Genomic DNA, 18002 nt, shown 5'->3' on the forward strand with positions numbered 1-18002 from the left:
CTACCTGATATGAATAATGGTGGCCCGGTGGGAGAAGGTTAGCCGCCGGCATTATACAGAATAATATTTACCTCGCCGCAGAATCCAAGCGGGTTTTGGCAAGCAGGAATTAGTGATTGTTTGCTCAAAAACTTTATGTCATATTGGAAAAGCCTGCCGTTGGGTCGGGTGTGGAAGAATCCAATCAATAAAGAGGAACGCAGATGAAAACGCCCGTGGATATTGCTGTAACAGGTGCAGCTGGTCAGATTAGTTACTCCTTGCTATTTCATTTGGCGTCTGGCGAATTGCTGGGGCCGGATCAGCCTATCGTGCTGCGTCTATTGGAAATTCCACCGGCTATGAAGCAGTTACAAGGCGTGGTGATGGAGTTGAACGATTGCGCGTTTCCGTTGATCAACAAAATCATCATTACCGACGATCCGAAAGTGGCATTCGATAACGTCGATTATGCCTTTTTGGTAGGGGCAAAACCGCGCGGACCGGGGATGCTGCGTAGCGATTTGTTATTGGATAACGCGCAGATTTTTATCACCCAAGGTCGGGCGCTGAATGAAGTAGCCAACCGGAATGTCAAGGTGTTAGTGACTGGCAACCCGGCCAATACCAATGCTCTGATCGCTATTCATAACGCTCCGGATTTAGCGCCGGAGTGTTTTACGGCGATGACCATGCTCGATCATAAACGTGCGATAAGTCAGGTAGCCGAGAAATGCGGGGTGCTGAGCAGAGACGTGAAAAACGTGGCGGTTTGGGGTAACCATTCCTGCACTCAATATCCTGATTTACATCATGCCAAGGTCAAGGGCATGGATGTATTCTCTTTGGTCGAGCAATCCTGGTTTGTTGATGAATTTATCCCCACTGTGCAGTACCGAGGTACGGAAATTATCAAAGTACGCGGCCAGTCCAGCGCGGCGTCTGCGGCGCATGCGGCGATTGAGCATATGCGGGTTTGGGCCTTCGGTACCGATCCGGGGGACTGGGTGAGTATGGCGGTCGCATCCGACGGTAGCTATGGTGTTGCGGAAGGATTGGTTTATTCCTTCCCGGTGACGGTGGTGGATGGGCAGATCGGCATCGTTAAGGGCTTGGATCTTAACGAGTTCAGCTTGGCAAGATTGCGTCAAAACGAAGTAGAGTTAAAAGAAGAGCGACAAGCCATCAAACATTTACTCTAAATTGTCCGAATGCGGGAGCTCTGCGGCTATTCCGCGCGGCTGGGCTTATCGAGCATCACTATCGCGGTATGGCGTAATAACTACCGCTCCATTATTTGTTGCTGATGTTTTCTTGTGTTTACGTCTGCGGGTCTCTCGGCTAGCCGATTCGTAAGGCGCCGCCATCCGTGGCAGCTTGTTAACGACTGGTAAAAAGCGCTCCATCCCTCATCCAGCGAGAGAGTTTTTTAGCGCGTCCTTAAAATCTTGAATGGGTCGGGGGCTTTAATTGATGCCCCGGAAATTGTTTGGATGGGGCAGGCAACAAAACAGTGCTTTATTATTTTTTTAGATAAAGCAATAGGTGTGCCAATTATGAATTCCCGTTTGACGGGGCATGTACGGGGTGATGGGTGATGCCAAAGTACCGGTTTTGAGGCTTATGCCGCAATGGCAAGGGATATGCCGTATTTTTGGGCATATTGAATTGGTACCGTATCGGTAACGGATAAAACTCAGCGCCTTGCTGGGTCTGCAACGGCTAACGAACCTCCGGAATTGCCGTGTACGTCTATCCATAAGTACGGCAATGCCAACTGTTCCAGCCAACTTGGGCCTTGTTCTTCCTTGAGCATGGCGATGGTTGACGCGCTGCCGGCCACTACGCAGAATTCGCCGACGACACTGACAGATGCCAAATGCCGAACCGGCCAGCCTGTTTGCGGATTGAGGATGTGTCCGTAGCGCTGGCCGTTGACGATAATGCAGCGCTCATAGTCCCCACTGCTGGCGACTGCGCCGTTATGTAGTGCCAAAGTACTTGCTAATGTCTGCCTTTGGCGGGGGTGATGGATACCCACTCGCCAGGCAGTGCCGTCCGGACGTGGGCCTATCAGTTTGATGTCGCCGCCCAGATTGATAAAGCCGTGGCGAGCGCCGGCATTCCGCGCAATTCCCGCAGCCCGGTCTACGGCATATTCTTTGACGATACCGCCAAAATCCAGCTCCATGCCGGCCAATGGGAACTCTAATAGCGGCGCCTGCCAGCGTAGTTTGTCCCAGCCAACTTTTTTCAATAGTGTGTTTATTTGTTGTTCATCCGGCAACTGGCCGGACTCGAAACGCCAAGCCTGCCGTAAAATTCCGGACGTGATGTCGAACAGGCCGTCGCTTTGTTGATGACAGGTTGCAGCATAATTCAGTAAGCCAGCCGTTTCCTCATCCACGGTAATGCGGCCGCCCATGGCTGCGACTTGATTGATGCTTGAAAGCAGGCTGTCGGGTTTATACCGGGAATACAAGCCCTCCAATCGTTGCACGTCGGCTGTTACTATATCGGCAATACGCTTGGCCTGTTTATGCTCCGTGGCAATTAATTGGATTTCGCATTGAGTACCCATAGCCTGGAATGGGAAGCGAAATAAGGATGTTGGGCTCACGATTAATCTTTGTGGGTTTTAAAGTGATAAGCGTGGCTGATGGAATATTAACTCCGTATTTTTTTTATTAGAACCAGGTAAAGCGCTAGAGGCAGTAAACTGGGTAGCATATATTTTAAGTCCTTCATACCAAAATACCCCAAACCCAAGGTTTTTCTAAATAAATGATGCGCGCTAGGTAAATCGTTTTTCCAATAAAACTCATAAGCTCTTTGCAATAACTGGCCTTTTGTCAAAAGATCGGTTTTAGCTTTACCCAGCGTTTGCGATATTACGGGAAAGTCTCGCAGCAAGCCTTTTTGCACGCCCCAATGATTTAGTATGGCCCTAAGTCGGTTGCTGGAAATTTGTTCGCCTTGTTGATGGTGATAGTAAGCCAATACTTCAGGAACGCGGACAATATGGGCGAACATTGCAATTCTGATCCACATATCGAAATCTTCAGCGGTTAGCCAGTGTTCGTTAAAACCTCCAACTTGATCGATGGCAAATTTGCGCGTCAATGCGGCGTGAATTGGCCAAGGGCAACTGCGCAACAAAACGGCAAACTTATCATTTTCTTCGTAATCAGGCGGAATATAAGGTTGGGATTTTTCTGCGCTCAGACCAATATTTTGCCAGCCGCAGTATGCGAGTACGCTATCCGGTTTTTCTTCAAGCTTATGATGAAGCTTTGCCAGAAACTCAGGGTGCCAACTGTCGTCGGAGTCCAGAAAGGCAATAAATTCTCCCAATGCGGCTTCCAATCCGCGATTTCGGGCAGGACCGGGTCCTTTATTCTGTTGGGAAATAACTATTATATTTTGATACAGCGTTGTTATTACCTGCAAAACCTCTAGCGAGTTATCCGATGAACCGTCGTCAACGACTATCAATTCGAAATTCTTGAAGGTTTGTTGATACAGATTGGCGATGGTTTTTTCAATGATATGTGCCGAGTTATAGCAAGGCATAATCACGGAAATGAGTGGTTTAGCTTGAGATATATCAGTAGTTTGTCGCATACTGGATTCGCCTGAATCAGGCCGTTGATTGTGCAAAATTTATTTTAAATCAAATTGTGGCAATTCGAGCTTTTACTGGAATATTGCCTTTAGCTGTTGGCGCCATTCCCAGAGAATGCCTTTTATACGTTGATTTAAGGTTTGCTGTTCAAAGCCTAGCAAACGCAGATGGGCATTATTGATTTGTCCCAATAATCCCGATAGCAGATCAAGTTCTTGATCAGAAATCGCTGCCGGGCCGTAGGCCAGCGCAGCGTTGGCGATGTTCAAAAATTCCTTAGCGTATTTTTGGCTGGAAAATTTTTCAGCGACGGAGATACGGGCGTTAGCGGTGAGTTTTTGAGCAAATTCCGGGTCGTCCAGCAGGCGCAAAATGGCCGTGGCGGCGGAATTTTCATCGCCCGGATCTACCAAAATGCCGTCGTGTTCGTTAACGATGCACTCCCGTAGACCCGAACACGCCATCGCGACCGCTGGCGTACCCAAAGCCATTGCCTCCAGAGCGGCAATGCCCTGGCCTTCAAAAATTGCCGTGGAGAGAAATATAGTGCTTTGTGCCAGCAGGGCGGCAATGTCATCTCGCGGTCCGAGTATATGTAACTTGTTGCTTAATTGGCCACGCTCTAATTCGTCTTCCAACAGGCGTACAGCTTCCGGTTCCTGTTTTGGGCCGGCGATAAGGAAATAACAATCCGATTTAAACGTAACGACCTTGGCGGCTACTCTGGCAAAGGCAGCAAAGTCCTTTTGCGCAGAGATGCGGCCCACGCCGATTACCAGTTTTGCGTCTGCGGAAAGGCCCAATTCCGCGCGAATATCGGTTGAAGAAGATTTGGCAGAATTAAACAGTTCCTCTATATCGATACCGTTATAGAGGGTTTTTATTCGGTCAGCGGGTAAATATTGCGATAGCGATTTAGCAACGTCGTCTGATACGCCGATGATGCGGCTGCTCAATTGTTTTAAAAGGTGAATATAGCCGCCGGCGCCAATGCTGGATTCGTAACGGGATAAATCTTCCGCAAACGGTGCATGAATGTGCCAAATGGCCGGTACTCTTTGACGCGCGGCGGCAATACCGGCATGCAGTAAATGACCGGTGTTAATATGAATAATGTCCGGGTTTTCCTGGCGTATCAACGTAATTAAATTGTCTAATTGCGCGAAAGAATCTCCGTAAAACTTAAATTGCGCCCGCTCTGTTCGGCTTACGCAGCAGGAATATGGGATTAGCCAGTAACGAATTGCTTGAGACTGTAAATATTCAGTGACATTACCCATTTTGGGCGCCGCCGCGATAGGCTCAACGCCTAGTTTTTTTAATGCGACCATCAAGGTGCAGGTGGTTTTGTCAACCCCGTTTTTTAAATCACTATTATGGAAAATATGTAGAGTTTTCATTTTTTATACGGAGAAAACAAACGAACAGCTATGGTCTGATAAACACAATAAAATAAAGCCAAAGTTGCATTTAGATAATCCTTCTTCCGCCAGAGGGCGAGTAAATAAGTTTTCTTATTGTGTGCGAGTAAATATCTAAATAATGGTATCCTGATCGCTAAATTGACACGATTGAGGTAGAAGCTTTCCAGTACCGATATATTACCTTGGTATATATATAAATTTTTGTTGAGCCAAGCTGTTGAAAGGGTTTGAGCATAATGTGCAATTTCAGATTTTGACAAGTTTTCATGGAATACAAGATCAGGAAAGTTTGTCATCCCATAATCCAGATACCAATCGCCAACAGTTTGTTGAAATAAAGGCAATGGGTTGGCGTTTAAAATTATTCCTGGCATAAAATAGCTTACAGCTCCATCGATAATGTTAAATTCGTTTCTAATTGCCAAGTATCTACCCAAGTATCGCCCTGTTGCCACCCCCAGCTCTGCTAAATTGCCTTTTAAGTTGTTCAATAAAGAGCGATGATGAATAAAGTGACTAGACTGCACACGATTTTTTCCAAGTAGAGTGCTACGTGTCCAAACTGGATGGAAGTGATTGTCTAGAGCCGGTTGACCTTTTTCATCGCATGCTTCGCTAAAGTAGCGAGTATCCGGCATAAATGAAATAGATGTTTTGTGCTGGATGTGACTTGCCAGGATTTTCAATATTACATCGATATTGAATCTAAAATTGTCTTCCAAATATGCAAAATAAGCACCTTTAGCCCTATGCAATGCCGTGTGCCACGCAAGGCCGTTTTCATCGAAAATACAATTATGAGTGGCAAGTAACGGGATAAAAGGTTTCAGGCTAAGTTCTGGTTTGACCGAAACTACAATAATTTCTATCGAAAACTTGGCCTGAGCCTTCAAGGCGAAGGCTTGTTGCAGACGTTGATTGAAATCTTCGCCAGCTTGGTTATAAGTGACGAATAAACTTACCGCTGTCTGATTGCTGTGGATAATCGCAAGCGTAGTGGCGTTCAGGGCGGGGTCTAGGTTTTCGATGCCGCGGTAGGCATTGAGTAATGCCGCCAACCAAGGCTTGTCGTTGACGAGTAATTGTTCGCGCAAGGTTTCGCAATAGAGCTCCGGCTTTTCCAGCCACAAGACCAGCGCCTTGTTAAGACGGTCTCCCGAGGTAGCGTCTGGCAGATTCCGCCAGGTGCGATACAACAATGACGGTCCCTGCTCGGGTAATAGTTGTTTGATTCTTTCGTCTTGCCATGTGCCGGTTGGAAAAGTACAAATAACCGTTTTTGAGGTGTCCGCAGCTCGTCGAGGATCGTCTAATAGCAGTTGGTTAAATCCCGCATCGCGAACCTCCGCTACCGAAGCACACTGTGCTCGCGCTTTGTGGTGTGTAGTACTGGCTGGATTTAAGCGCCAGATGAACAGAATTTCCGGCAGATTCGCGAACCGGCATCCCGCCAATTGCATGCGCATAAATACGTCGTAGTCGGGTACCAGACAACTGCGGTCTACGGAGTAGCCACCCACTTTTTCCAATGCGTGTCGTCTAATCATCGTGGTCGGGTGATGCAGCGAAAAAAAAGCGTACATCAACACCGAAATTCTCTCTGAATCAAGCGGGTGCGTATCGATACCAATATCTCGACCGTCGGCGTGCAACATTCGCCATTGGCTACCGACCGCGTCAATGTCTGGATGCTGATCGAGGAACTGTTTCTGTAGCTTTAATCGATCGGGGAAGGAAATATCGTCGGAGTCCATGATGGCAATATATTCACCTTGGCTTTCGGTCATGCCTCTTTGGGTTGCTGCACCTATGCCGGCATTGACTTGAGTGACGAGTTTGATACGCGAATCTTGTTGGGCGAGATCTTTCAAAATCTCCGGGCTGCCATCGGTGCTGCCGTCATCGACGATCACCAATTCAAAGTCCGTAAAAGATTGCGACAGAATACTCTGAATGGCTTCCGTTAAATACCGTTGAGTATTGTAAACGGCCATGATGACGCTGATGGATGGCGGCACCATTTCGTTTGGCCTAATATGCATGATTGGTTTTTATGACCTTACATGCCCGCCAAGTATTTTATAAATATACTTGGTGATGCGGTATACATTACTGTTTTGCAGTCGCTCAAAAAAACCTTCCAATTCAATAAGTCTGGAATTGTGGGCTTCGAGCTTTAAGTTTAGCGCAGCAATTTGCGCGATAAGATGAAAGCAGAGCTCCAAGGCCGGGTCGGATTTTTGCCGATCATTATTTTTTTTCAGTAATTCAGAATATAAAGCTACAAAATTATCGATAAAGCATTCCCAGGAAAAGTTTTTTTCAACTATTTTTCTTCCGGAAATCTTTAAATTATTGGAGAGCTCAGGATTTTCAATAATTCTCAAAGCCTGTTGCGCTATAGCTTCATAATCCCCTATATCGACCAAAAAACCGTTTTCACCATCCACAATTACGTCCTCAGAACCTCCACAACGTGTTGACACGGTAGGACAGCGTGCTGCAAGGGCCTCAAGGCAGACGCCGGCAAGTCCCTCGAATATCGATGTGATGAGTATGACGCTGAGTTGCGGCAACAGGGCAGGAACGTCCTCTCTTTCGCCTAGGAAATGGAAATGGCTTGGATTACGAGAACGGTAAATTTCGTCTTCGACTAGCTTTTTTAGAGTTTTATCATCTGGGGGGCCAATGATTACAAAATGCGCCTCCGGATTTTTTTCGGAAATAAGTTTGGCCGCTCGCACAAATGTTAAAGGATCTTTCTGATCGCATATCCTGCCAACGAAGCCGACTATCGGGTCATTACTATTAATTTTTAATAAATCGCGTAAGTTTGGTTCGCCGCTTTGGGATAAGGTTTTATGATCAAACTCGTCTATCTTGAGCGCGTTCAAAATGACACGCGAGGAAATCCTGGGGTCTCCTTCAAAAAATTTCAAAGTACGCCTACTCACCCCTACCAAAGTATCGCAAAGAGCGGCGTAAAGCGCTCTAATCGCTTGATCGGATAAGTTGTAGGCCTTTAGCAGCGTAGGAGTGGTATCGATATCGAAATTACTATGTACATGCCAGATATGCGGAATATTGGCCATTTTTGCCGCTAAAGCGCCATCGAATGGGTAGACCGTATTGGTATGAACTATATCGATTGCTTCGTCTTTAATGATCTGTAATACCGCTTGTGCTCGTTCGATAGTACCTGCAAGGTATAGATTGATGCCGGCGTTGTTTGAGCCAGGGAATAAAATGCTGGGGATAATATAGGTTTTTATGCCGATAGCATTTAAACGGGTAACTAGCTCCCCGTCTTCGGGCAATACCACGATGGATTCAATACCCCTGTCACGGTAGGAGTCCGAGATTTGTAACAACAGTCGCTCGACGCCGCCCATCACGGTGGCACCGTGCTGAATGAATAAAACTTTTCTTACCTGTTTCCTAAGGTTCATTGATGCGGACGATTGACTTTAGAGAAATACCAGCGCAAAGAAGACAAAGTTTTATTTGGTATTAGGCTAACAAGAACAACAAAAATATTCTCTATTATCAGTGGTGATTTACATAAAGCTTTAAGTGAATAAATGCGAGCTTCCTTGGTGTGGCATTTTCTGATAAATTCATAAGCTATTTCTCGATATAGCGCCGAAATCTGATTATTAACTTTATTTTTGCCGATTTCTAGATAAATTTCCGGAAAATCCTGCAAAATTCCCTCCAAAACTTTTGAACGCTTTATATCTTGCAAGTGCCATTTATGACTTTCATTTTCACCATGAAAACGATAAAGAGCAAAGGTTTTATCAAGATAATCTATAGAAAAAAAGCGTGAAAACCTAAGCCAATAATCGTAATCGTCAACACCTGGCACATCCTCCCGTAAAAAGCCAACAGTATCCATACATTTTCGTTTAAAACAAACGGTCTGAATAGCAATAGCGTTCCAAACGAACAAGCGCTCAAAGCAATGACCGGATGCATTGGTTTCCCAGGGATAGAGACTTTTATCAAGTGGGGTAAGTTTGTCGTCGATATATTCGATATTGCCGTGAAGGAAAACAGCTTCAGGATTTTTCTCAAAATAAGCGATCTGAGATTCAAGCTTATCAGTTAGCCATATGTCATCTTGATCAATAAATCCGATATATTCGCCTTTTGCCTCTCGAAGGGCTAGGTTGCGCGCTCCAGCGACTCCGCTGTTTTTTTGTTGAAAAAAGCGAATTCTATTGTCTTTTTCTGAGAATTCTTTAATTATGCTGGTACTCTCATCGGTAGAGCCATCATCTACGACCAGTAGCTCCAAATTAATATGGCTCTGAGTTAATATGGAGGTGATCGCGTCACGGATGAATTTTTTTCCGTTGTATACGGGTAAAATAACGCTCGCTAAAGGACTTTGAGTGTTCATACGTTTGGAAAAATATTTGATTAAAGGGCCTGTTTAAATCGCCATAAAACGTTCTTTTCCAGCCATTTGTATATCTTTCGGCGCCAAAAAAACAAAGTTGTGTATAAGCGAGGGTGTTGACAAATGAAAAGTTCAAACTCTTTTAATAGTTGGTAGGATGAGTCTTTTTTAGAATGAGAATGTTCTTTCGCAAACCACTCGGCTTCGTTCATAAGATTATAAAACTCTTGTCTTAAATTTATTTCAGGCTTGGATTTTTTGGCTTGCCGTCTAAGCTCGTAAAAATGCTTATTAAATAGGATTTCGTAACGCACGGCCAATCTATCCAAGTACTCCATGATAAACAATTTATTGTCAGTGTTTTTTGATGTTGTGCTGTTACTATGCACGCGGAAACTAGCCAATATTTGGGGAACAATAAACAAACCTTCATTGGCAGCAATCCGGATCCAGTACTCGTAGTCACATAGCTGTGCTAGCAATGGGTTAAACTTTCCATATCTTGAAAATAAATCTCGATGGAGTAGTGTTACTGTTGGTTCGCCAAAGTAGTTTTTATCCGGATATTCTAATGATATTTTTCGGATTGTCTCAGGATTTATATATCCGCCGTTTGGAAATATTGATTTGAGATAAGGTAGTTCATTTATAGTATGTGCAAGGGCAGCACTATTTGTATCGTGCTCGTCATAAATTACGTTTCTTTGACACACTATAAATTGATTTGACTTGTTAGCGTACGCCATCATTTTTTCAATACAATCGCTATGCAGTAAGTCATCTTGAAAAACAAATTTAATCCATTCTCCTTTAGCAATATCGACACATTTGTTCCAGTTTCCTACCAATCCCTGATTTTGTTCATTAACATGCAAATATATGCGGGGGTCGATTGCTATAAACTTTTTTACGATGTTGCAAGTATTGTCACTAGAATGATCATCTATAACGATTACTTCAAAGTCTTTATAAGTTTGGGCTAGAACACTTGACAAAGTGTCTTTTAAATAGCTTTCCCCATTGAATGTAGGTATACAAATGCTAACTTTTGGCATGATTTTTAGCGTTTCTTAAAGAAAAAGCACATTCGACCCGCTGTGTTATTGGCGTTTATGTTTTTGGCCATATTCTTGAAATCCAATAGTTCCTTTGAAGTAAAAATTGTACTATTACGATTTGACCAGTATGAGTTTTTATCTGTGAGAGGTATGTCTCGGCAATATTGTTCGCTACCATAGAGCTCAAAGTCAAGAGTATCGGATATGGTTTTATATAGCTGTAGTCCTGCTAGTTGTCCTAATAATTCTATACTCCTTTTTGAGTGAAGGTATAAATGACGAGGAGGATCCATCTCGACCCAATTTGTCTTATAGTGGTGCCAAGCAAAAGATGATACTGTGGGTATTCTAAGGAGAATTACACCATTCGGTGTCAGTAGGTTCTTTGCACATTCTAAAGTCTCTTGCTGATTAGGTATGTGTTCAAGCGAATGATGCATCGTAATTAAATCAAAATTCCCCTTAATGTCTTTGAGCTCCTTGTTTAATATGGTTATCCTATTATGGTTTATGCATTTTTTTATAAATGGGTCTGCGCCGTAAAGATTTTTAAAGCCAGCGGTGTATAACATTTCGAGCCATATGGACCAACTGCCACAGCCTATATCTAAGAATCTAGCGTTAAAGTCTGATATGCCTGCAGTGCGTAGTATCGTGGGAATTGGTAATACTTCGTCTACTCGTAAGTCTGGCATACTCACAAAATTCGACAATATTTTATTGATTTTGTATCCTTTATCAAATATTGCGTTTTTAAACCTCTGTTTTATTAAGAATCTAATTAATCTTGATCTCTGGTCTTTGGGTGACGTAAAAAAAGAATAATATTGGTCAGGATAAAATCTGCTTAAGTCCTCGGGGATGGTGGTTATTTGTAAGCACTCACACTCCGCGCATTGGAAGTATTCAAATTCCTCTCGGGTTCCGAACATCATTTCTCGTCCGATAAAAACCTCATGATCTGCCGTTGAGCTACATATACGGCACGAAAGTTTTTTTTTCATTATAAAGGTCTGATGTAGTAGGTTTTTAAAGTTCCCATGCTGCATCAAGTGCAACAAACCCGTCTTTAATGGTTATGGGTACTATACCTTCTATTTGAAGGTGCTTAAGGTTCTCTCCATAAAAAACGGTTCTAACGCCATCTCCTGACGTAATGCCAAAGCGCATCGAGTATACTCCTGGAAGCAAAGGCATGGCTTTAATTTTACACCGTATAGTGTAAGTGCCCGTTTTTAGATTAGGAATTTTTAACTGTTCTTCACTATTATGGGTGGTTAAATAAATAAAATCCGTGGTATGGAAGCCAAAGCCAAATGTGACATTATAAAGATCATGCAATACGTTAATTTTGAATAGTATAGTGTGAGGTTTATTGTATATTAAAGAATCTGTTATTGAATTATTGGCATCCATGAAGCAAATTTCAGACAATATAACTTCTCCACTGCTTTCAATTTGTTTCTTATTGGTATCAATGTTTTCTTTTATTTTTTGATCATTTTTTTGATAAAAATAGTCGCAAACTGCTTGAGGGTTTCCTTCTTTATCAATTCTGCCGTGGTTCAGCATTAATACTCTGCTGCAAAGGCGTTGTATTTGACGTATGTTGTGCGAAACTAATAAAACTGTTTTTTTCTGCCGTTTTATTAGATCTTCCATTCGATCAAAACACTTCCGTTGAAAAGCCAAATCACCGACTGCCAGTACTTCGTCAACAATGAGTATGTCCGCATCCATTGTAGTAGCAATAGAAAATCCCAGTTTTACCGTCATTCCAGAACTATAACGTTTAACCGGTGTGTCAATAAATTGTTCTAGCTCGGAGAAATCAATGATTTCATCCAATTTCTGTTGAATGATTTTTTTGGGAATACCTAGGATGGCGCCATTAAGATAAATATTTTCCCGGCCGGTTAGTTCCGGATTGACACCTGCGCCCACTTCAATCAACGGCGCTACGCTGCCTTTAACAATGACTTCACCCTTGGTGGGTTTGCTGATATTGGCCAAGTGCTTGAGCAGAGTGCTTTTACCTGCGCCATTATGCCCGATGATACCGACCACTTCACCTTCATTGATGTGAAAATTGACATCGTCAAGCGCTTTGAAACGCTCGCGCTCGTGAACCGGTTGGAAGGCGAGGCGTCTCATGGTGTTTAAAGCGGTTTCCTTCAAACTGGTAAGGTGACCGAGTTGATATTCCTTGGTGAGGTGGTTGACTTCTATGATGGCCATATATGCTAATTAATGATGTAATTTTGAAGTTTTTTGCCGAATCTTATATGACGTCGGCGAACCAACTTTCCGCGCGCTTAAAAAACCAATAGCTGAACGGTAGTATTACCAAAATCAAAATTAACCCCGGATAAATTACATTTAAATCGGGCTCTGTTGCTTTAATTAAAACACTTTGAAATCCATCTATAATGCCCACTAATGGATTAAGTGTGTATAAAAAATACAAATCATTGGACCATTCGCCCGCTGCCTGTTCGATAACTAATTTCTTTTGTACCAAGCTCAACGGATAGATGACTGGGGAACCGTACATCAATAAAGATAATGCTATTGGTATTGCTTGAGCTATATCGCGGTAGTATACATTCATCGCTGCGCCAAAGAAGCTGATTGTTAAGGCGACTATCATCGTGTATAGCACGAAAGCCGGTATCCAGACCGCATGCAGAGTGGGCATGACATGATAATAAATCATCATGGCCGCCAATATCGCAAAACTGATAACTAATTCCACTAGTTTGGTAACCATCGCGGTTAATGGAAACACTTCACGCGGGAAATATATTTTTTTGATCAAATTGGCATTCGAAGTTACGCTATTGACGCCCTCAGAAACTGATTCCTGAAAAAATACCCAAGGTATTAGTGCTGCAAACGTAATAAGCGGATAAGGTAAGCCCTCGGTTTCTATGCCCACAAAACCCTTAACCAAGGTAAATACCAGCATTAACATAATAGGCTTTAATACAGCCCATAAAATTCCGAGGTATGCTTGCTTATAGCGGATAACGATGTTTTTCCAGGTGAGTGCGGCTATTAGCTCTCTGTAGGTATATAAGTTTTTGGCGATTCGTAACATGGGTATTTATTTTAACTGAATAATCCAATCGGTAGCGGTTAAGCTTTTAATTAGAGATGGGGATTATTTGAAATTCTTCATGCGTTTAAGCAATATTTTCGAGTTGGGGTTGTGTTCCAAGCCTTTTTCTAAAATGGTTTTAGCTTCTGCTTTCATGTTTTTTCTTTGATACAAACTGCTCAAGGCGGCATAAGGAAAAGAGTTATTTTTATCAAGCGAAATACTCTTTAAGTTGGCGGCAATTGCTTCATCAATTTCACCCATGAATTGGTAGGCTTGACCGAGATCGTAAAATATTTTTGGCATTAACTTAAAAGCGGGTGAGGCATGCTCCGGTACATACAGAAGATCGCCCACTGCCCCGCGGTATTTATCCTGTTTTTCAGCCTCATCATGGGCTCTGAAGGCTAGATTCATGGTGTGTAAGCCTGCGCAATAGTGGTGGATGTGAATGAAGTCGTCGCCGAGCCTTCGGTTCCAGCTTTGGTAGTCAGGCGATTTTTGATCGGATGCGCGAGCCTTGCAGTAGGGTGGTAAGAAGGCGTAATCGGCGTCGGTTTTCGGGAACTCGGCTGCCGCATTCCGGATACAGGCAATAAATAGCAATGTAAGTAGTCTGACTTTTTTCTGGGGCATGAATTTGCTCAAATACTGTTTTATAAAAACTTTTGATATATGGACTGTATCGCTTCTGTGTGCTGCCGGACGTCGAAGGTTGCTAATGCTTTGGCCCGAGCGTTACTGGCTAACCGATTCATCAACTCGCTGGAGCGGTAAAACTTAAGGATAGACGCTGCCAAACTTTCCGCGTCACCGCTGTTAAATAATAGTCCGGTTTGATTATCTTCAACCATCTCCGCGCCGCCGCCATGGTTTGGTACGATCAATGGCCGGCCTAACGCCATCGCTTCGATGACGACCGTACCTAATGGTTCGGGGCTAGTGGATGCTGAGACCACAATATCCAGCGCTTTGTAGGCTTCTATCATGTCGCTGACGTGGCCGATAAAGTTGACGGTATCCGATAACGATTCCAGTCTTACACGTTCTCTAAGCTCTCGTTCGTAAGGGATGCAATCGTCTGGCGTTCCACCGACAATCAGCATTTTCAAATGGGGTATTTGGTCTTGCAGTATTTTAGCCGCGTCGATAAATAGTTGGTGCCCTTTCCAAGGAATAAGTAAGCCTACTAAACCTACGATAAAGATATTTTCAGGTAAATCGAATCGTTGCCTAAATAAGGAGCCACCTGCTTGGTTGTTCAGCTTATCCAAAGCGATGCCATCATAGACCACGCTAATTTTCTCGTCCTGCACGGCTAATTTTTCACGCATGCTATTGGCAACCCAATGGGAGACGGACACAAAATGATCGGGTAGGGAATAAGCCCAGCGCGCTGAATGCGGTCCGTCAGGGTTGCCACGGACATGGCAAATACTGGGGATACGCAAAATCTTGGCTACCAAGAGTGCGGCTCTGTTACAAAGCGGCTCGTTATTGGCATGGATCAAGTCGGCTTTGAAACGCCATGCAGTCCAAAGCAAGTCGAGAAAAAACGGTAAAAAATTAAATAAGTCGTCGCTTCTGGCTATCAGTTGATTGACGAAAAACCGCAGGGGAGACACCTTCGTTAACCATTGAATCGATTCCGCTTTTGCACGCCACGCCACGATGTCTATATGACGGTCCGGGATGTGTTTCCATAAGGCTTCATCGGCAATCTCCCGATATTGCGGACCGTTGCGTCCTGTAACAACTAGAGGTAGAAAGCGATCACGATCAAGGTTTCTGACTAAATGCCTCAAACAGATAATGGCGCCACCATAACCAATTCCGTTTTCGACATAGATAATTCTTTTTGGGAGGTTGTTGGTAGACATGAAATCAGAGTTTGGCAATATCAGCGTAGAAAGCGTTAAGGAATATTCTCATATACTCAGGATTTTGCGAATTTTTGTTTAATGACACGTAGCGCATAAATTAAGCTGGCTGGCAAGTTACTGAAAATCAGATAGAGTAGATTGTTAAGTGTGAAGTCCTGGGAGAGGCTTTTTTTAAAGGCTTCTCTGGCTTTGGCATTATTGCCGCCGCTGAAATACCAGTAGCCAAGCGTCCATTGCGCCTCTGCCACTAAACTATTTGGCGAAACGCCTTGGGCAATTAGCTGGGGCGAGGCGAAGTTCCGAATAGACTCAGTCACCTTGGTCAAGTCTATTAACATACCTTCGCTGGCTTGCGTGGCATTGTTGCCGTGCTGGCGGCGCAGCATCAAAATGTCGGGAAGGCACGTTACTGCGTGAAATGTGGCGATTTTTGCCCACAACTCCAAGTCCTCTCCATAGCGAATCTCGGTATTGAACATGCCTGCTTCAAGCAAGGTTTGGCGCTTCACCAAAACGGTACCCGTCGGTATAAAATTTTTTTTCACTAACGCAGCAAGGGCGTTGGGAATTGGTTTTCCGGCCAGCTGTTGGAAATAGTCCAACATTTTATGTTTGGCTAACACCGATTGGGTTAGCAGTTGGTCGTCGTTGTCGATTTCCGTCATGTCGCCGGCAATCAGGTGGAGTTCCGGATTGGTTTGCAATGCTTGGATTTGCTTGGTGGTTTTGTCCACAGTCCATTGATCATCGGCATCCAGAAATGCAATCCAATCACCGCTAGCCAATTCTATGCCTTTATTGCGCGCGGCGGACGGGCCTTGATTGGCTTGTTTGTGATAAATGACGGTATGGGCAAACGTCTTAAGGACTTGTTCGATGTTGTCCGTGGAGCCATCATCCACCACGATGATTTCGTCAACTTTGCTGGTTTGCGCCTGGATGCTTTCGATGGCGGCACGAATGAATGTCGCGCTGTTATACGCTGGAATGACGGCGCTGATTTTCATTTTGGGCTAATCAAAATTTTCGATACGTTAGAATGGTTATAAACTGGTTTTGCAGATCAACCACGCCGGTACAATTAATCCGGTGCAATAACCGATCAGCGCTAATTTTCTGTGTCTGTAGTATAGACGGTATAGAAATGCACCGGTTTTGCGGTGCGTCGCAGCTAAGCTAATTGCTGGCCATTGACGCTGATTGAAACGATTCACGATATTGTCGGTTTTGTTTTGCAAGAATTCGCCTAGTTCCGGGGACGCCAAGAAGCGAACGTTGGGCAAATTCGCCCTGATTTGCCCTAAAAGATGGTCTAACCCACGTATAGCTTGTTGGCATTCGTCCTCTGAGCGCGTGTAATTGTAGCGATGTGTGGAAATACTCAAAGGCAGGGCTTGGCGATAAGCCATTTCAGCTTCGGCAAACGCGCTGGTCGGTGTGTTTTTGCCGTCAACAGGTTCGTACATCACGTTGCGAACGAGGTAAAGTTGTGCGAAACGATTGGTATTGCCGACCCGTATCAGCGGAGGATCCTGAAAATAATGTCCGGTTTCATTGCGCCCGGTACAGCGGTAGCCGGCAGTTTGAATGGCGATGATATTTTGCTGTTGCCAACTTTGTTCGATCTCATCGTTCCATAAATAGCACGGGGCGACTGTGCTGAGGCTGGGATAGCCGAACATGCCGGTAAAACATTGCATGGCATTTGCGACTAGTGAATTGGCTTCCGCAGCGTCAATTGCCTGGGTAGGTAAATTGCGTCCGTCTACATAGTGGCCTTGTAGCGGCGAATCCAGTTTTTCCCAGTCCCACCAATCCTTGGTTGCGCGAGCGGTTGCCAGGCGCGGGTCTTGTTGCCGGCATAATTCCGCGAAGGCCTTGCCGTTCAGGTGTTCCATCCCATGCAGTTGCGGCACTAAAGTGTCTTGTTGTATGCCTTGTTGCAGTGCTGCAAAAATGGCCGGGAAGTCTTTGTCCAGCATGCGCCTGTGGTACTGGCCCGTGGATTCGATCTTTGCTAAATCCGGAACGGCTAACACCATATCGGCGGTAAGTATCGCAGAGCGGTTTACAGCGTCTTTATGTTGGGCCAGCATGGAGAGCAGCTCTGTTAAACGCGCTGCGTGGAAGTCGCCACCCGGACCCCAGTCGTCGCTTTCAATTAAAACCGGCGTATCGGCAAAATAGGGCTCACGCCAGGTAGCGACAAATAGGGTTTTTTTCCACAGCCATAAGCCGGTAAGGCAGGCCAGCCAGAAACCTAAAAAAAACAGAACTACCATGGATTTTGTTTAATAATTAAAAAGCCTGAATATTGGGTCGACCAACGCACTGAACTTTTATCGTAGCAGAGATTAGTGAACTAGCTGAAAACCACTGCGCAAACTTTAGATGTGGTCGACATAGCAGCAGGCTTATGATAACAGCGGTAAATAGCAATTCGCTAAACATTGGGATGAGTCTAGGCTCTGTAGCACATAGACGACGCGGGCGTTCGTAGTTGAGTAACCATAACAAAACTCTAAACA

The 18002-nt window shown here is 44.4% G+C and carries 15 protein-coding genes; 1 reads left to right on the forward strand and 14 read right to left on the reverse strand.

Annotation, left to right across the window (positions count from 1 at the left end):
* Positions 1–203: 203 nt before the first annotated feature.
* On the forward strand, positions 204–1181 hold the full coding sequence (locus tag ACWAU0_RS15005; protein WP_033158994.1) for a malate dehydrogenase: 978 nt from the start codon (positions 204–206) through the stop codon (positions 1179–1181).
* A gap of 494 nt (positions 1182–1675) precedes the next feature.
* Here the strand turns inward: ACWAU0_RS15005 and ACWAU0_RS15010 are convergent, their stop codons facing one another.
* The 14 genes from ACWAU0_RS15010 to ACWAU0_RS15075 form a co-directional block, all read right to left on the reverse strand.
* Positions 1676–2560 carry an FAD:protein FMN transferase gene (locus ACWAU0_RS15010; protein ID WP_458139233.1) on the reverse strand — a complete coding sequence of 295 codons (885 nt, stop codon included), beginning with the start codon at positions 2558–2560 and terminating at the stop codon, positions 1676–1678.
* A gap of 86 nt (positions 2561–2646) precedes the next feature.
* Positions 2647–3603, reverse strand: coding sequence for a glycosyltransferase family 2 protein (locus ACWAU0_RS15015; protein ID WP_458137138.1), 957 nt, complete (start codon positions 3601–3603; stop codon positions 2647–2649).
* A 72-nt stretch (positions 3604–3675) separates the two neighbouring features.
* Positions 3676–5004, reverse strand: coding sequence for a glycosyltransferase family 4 protein (locus ACWAU0_RS15020; RefSeq protein WP_458137139.1), 1329 nt, complete (start codon positions 5002–5004; stop codon positions 3676–3678).
* Complete coding sequence (locus tag ACWAU0_RS15025; protein ID WP_458137140.1) at positions 5001–7049, reverse strand: glycosyltransferase family 2 protein; 2049 nt, start codon at positions 7047–7049, stop codon at positions 5001–5003. The genes ACWAU0_RS15020 and ACWAU0_RS15025 overlap by 4 nt, the downstream gene beginning before the upstream one ends.
* Positions 7050–7079: 30 nt before the next feature.
* Positions 7080–8420 carry a glycosyltransferase family 4 protein gene (locus ACWAU0_RS15030; RefSeq protein WP_523070840.1) on the reverse strand — a complete coding sequence of 447 codons (1341 nt, stop codon included), beginning with the start codon at positions 8418–8420 and terminating at the stop codon, positions 7080–7082.
* A 53-nt stretch (positions 8421–8473) separates the two neighbouring features.
* The gene (locus tag ACWAU0_RS15035; protein WP_458137142.1) at positions 8474–9433 is read right to left on the reverse strand and encodes a glycosyltransferase; all 960 of its coding nucleotides are present in this window, start codon (positions 9431–9433) and stop codon (positions 8474–8476) included.
* A 20-nt stretch (positions 9434–9453) separates the two neighbouring features.
* Entirely contained in the window at positions 9454–10488 is a 1035-nt protein-coding gene (locus tag ACWAU0_RS15040) for a glycosyltransferase family 2 protein (RefSeq protein WP_458137143.1), read from the reverse strand.
* A 5-nt stretch (positions 10489–10493) separates the two neighbouring features.
* Positions 10494–11495, reverse strand: coding sequence for a class I SAM-dependent methyltransferase (locus ACWAU0_RS15045; RefSeq protein WP_458137144.1), 1002 nt, complete (start codon positions 11493–11495; stop codon positions 10494–10496).
* A gap of 25 nt (positions 11496–11520) precedes the next feature.
* Positions 11521–12729, reverse strand: a complete 1209-nt coding sequence (locus tag ACWAU0_RS15050; RefSeq protein ID WP_458137145.1) for an ABC transporter ATP-binding protein — start codon at positions 12727–12729, stop codon at positions 11521–11523.
* A gap of 43 nt (positions 12730–12772) precedes the next feature.
* The gene (locus ACWAU0_RS15055; protein ID WP_458137146.1) at positions 12773–13591 is read right to left on the reverse strand and encodes an ABC transporter permease; all 819 of its coding nucleotides are present in this window, start codon (positions 13589–13591) and stop codon (positions 12773–12775) included.
* Between the two features lie 63 nt (positions 13592–13654).
* Positions 13655–14227 (reverse strand): tetratricopeptide repeat protein, encoded by a 573-nt coding sequence (locus tag ACWAU0_RS15060; protein ID WP_458137147.1) that lies wholly within the window; start codon positions 14225–14227, stop codon positions 13655–13657.
* A gap of 20 nt (positions 14228–14247) precedes the next feature.
* Positions 14248–15471: a glycosyltransferase family 4 protein gene (locus tag ACWAU0_RS15065; RefSeq protein WP_458137148.1), complete on the reverse strand. Its 1224-nt coding sequence runs from the start codon at positions 15469–15471 to the stop codon at positions 14248–14250.
* A 56-nt stretch (positions 15472–15527) separates the two neighbouring features.
* On the reverse strand, positions 15528–16481 hold the full coding sequence (locus ACWAU0_RS15070; protein WP_458137149.1) for a glycosyltransferase family 2 protein: 954 nt from the start codon (positions 16479–16481) through the stop codon (positions 15528–15530).
* A gap of 36 nt (positions 16482–16517) precedes the next feature.
* Entirely contained in the window at positions 16518–17756 is a 1239-nt protein-coding gene (locus tag ACWAU0_RS15075; RefSeq protein WP_458137150.1) for a hypothetical protein, read from the reverse strand.
* Between the last annotated feature and the right edge of the window lie 246 nt (positions 17757–18002).

It is taken from the genome of Methylomonas sp. Uni0009, from assembly GCF_054188105.3.

Bases quoted from the DNA above. Each gene is read 5' to 3' on its own strand.
- ACWAU0_RS15005 (WP_033158994.1), top strand. From the start codon at position 204: ATGAAAACGCCCGTGGATATTGCTGTAACAGGTGCAGCTGGTCAGATT.
- ACWAU0_RS15010 (WP_458139233.1), bottom strand. From the start codon at position 2,560: ATGGGTACTCAATGCGAAATCCAATTAATTGCCACGGAGCATAAACAG.
- ACWAU0_RS15015 (WP_458137138.1), bottom strand. From the start codon at position 3,603: ATGCGACAAACTACTGATATATCTCAAGCTAAACCACTCATTTCCGTG.
- ACWAU0_RS15020 (WP_458137139.1), bottom strand. From the start codon at position 5,004: ATGAAAACTCTACATATTTTCCATAATAGTGATTTAAAAAACGGGGTT.
- ACWAU0_RS15025 (WP_458137140.1), bottom strand. From the start codon at position 7,049: ATGGTGCCGCCATCCATCAGCGTCATCATGGCCGTTTACAATACTCAA.
- ACWAU0_RS15030 (WP_523070840.1), bottom strand. From the start codon at position 8,420: ATGGGCGGCGTCGAGCGACTGTTGTTACAAATCTCGGACTCCTACCGT.
- ACWAU0_RS15035 (WP_458137142.1), bottom strand. From the start codon at position 9,433: ATGAACACTCAAAGTCCTTTAGCGAGCGTTATTTTACCCGTATACAAC.
- ACWAU0_RS15040 (WP_458137143.1), bottom strand. From the start codon at position 10,488: ATGCCAAAAGTTAGCATTTGTATACCTACATTCAATGGGGAAAGCTAT.
- ACWAU0_RS15045 (WP_458137144.1), bottom strand. From the start codon at position 11,495: ATGAAAAAAAAACTTTCGTGCCGTATATGTAGCTCAACGGCAGATCAT.
- ACWAU0_RS15050 (WP_458137145.1), bottom strand. From the start codon at position 12,729: ATGGCCATCATAGAAGTCAACCACCTCACCAAGGAATATCAACTCGGT.
- ACWAU0_RS15055 (WP_458137146.1), bottom strand. From the start codon at position 13,591: ATGTTACGAATCGCCAAAAACTTATATACCTACAGAGAGCTAATAGCC.
- ACWAU0_RS15060 (WP_458137147.1), bottom strand. From the start codon at position 14,227: ATGCCCCAGAAAAAAGTCAGACTACTTACATTGCTATTTATTGCCTGT.
- ACWAU0_RS15065 (WP_458137148.1), bottom strand. From the start codon at position 15,471: ATGTCTACCAACAACCTCCCAAAAAGAATTATCTATGTCGAAAACGGA.
- ACWAU0_RS15070 (WP_458137149.1), bottom strand. From the start codon at position 16,481: ATGAAAATCAGCGCCGTCATTCCAGCGTATAACAGCGCGACATTCATT.
- ACWAU0_RS15075 (WP_458137150.1), bottom strand. From the start codon at position 17,756: ATGGTAGTTCTGTTTTTTTTAGGTTTCTGGCTGGCCTGCCTTACCGGC.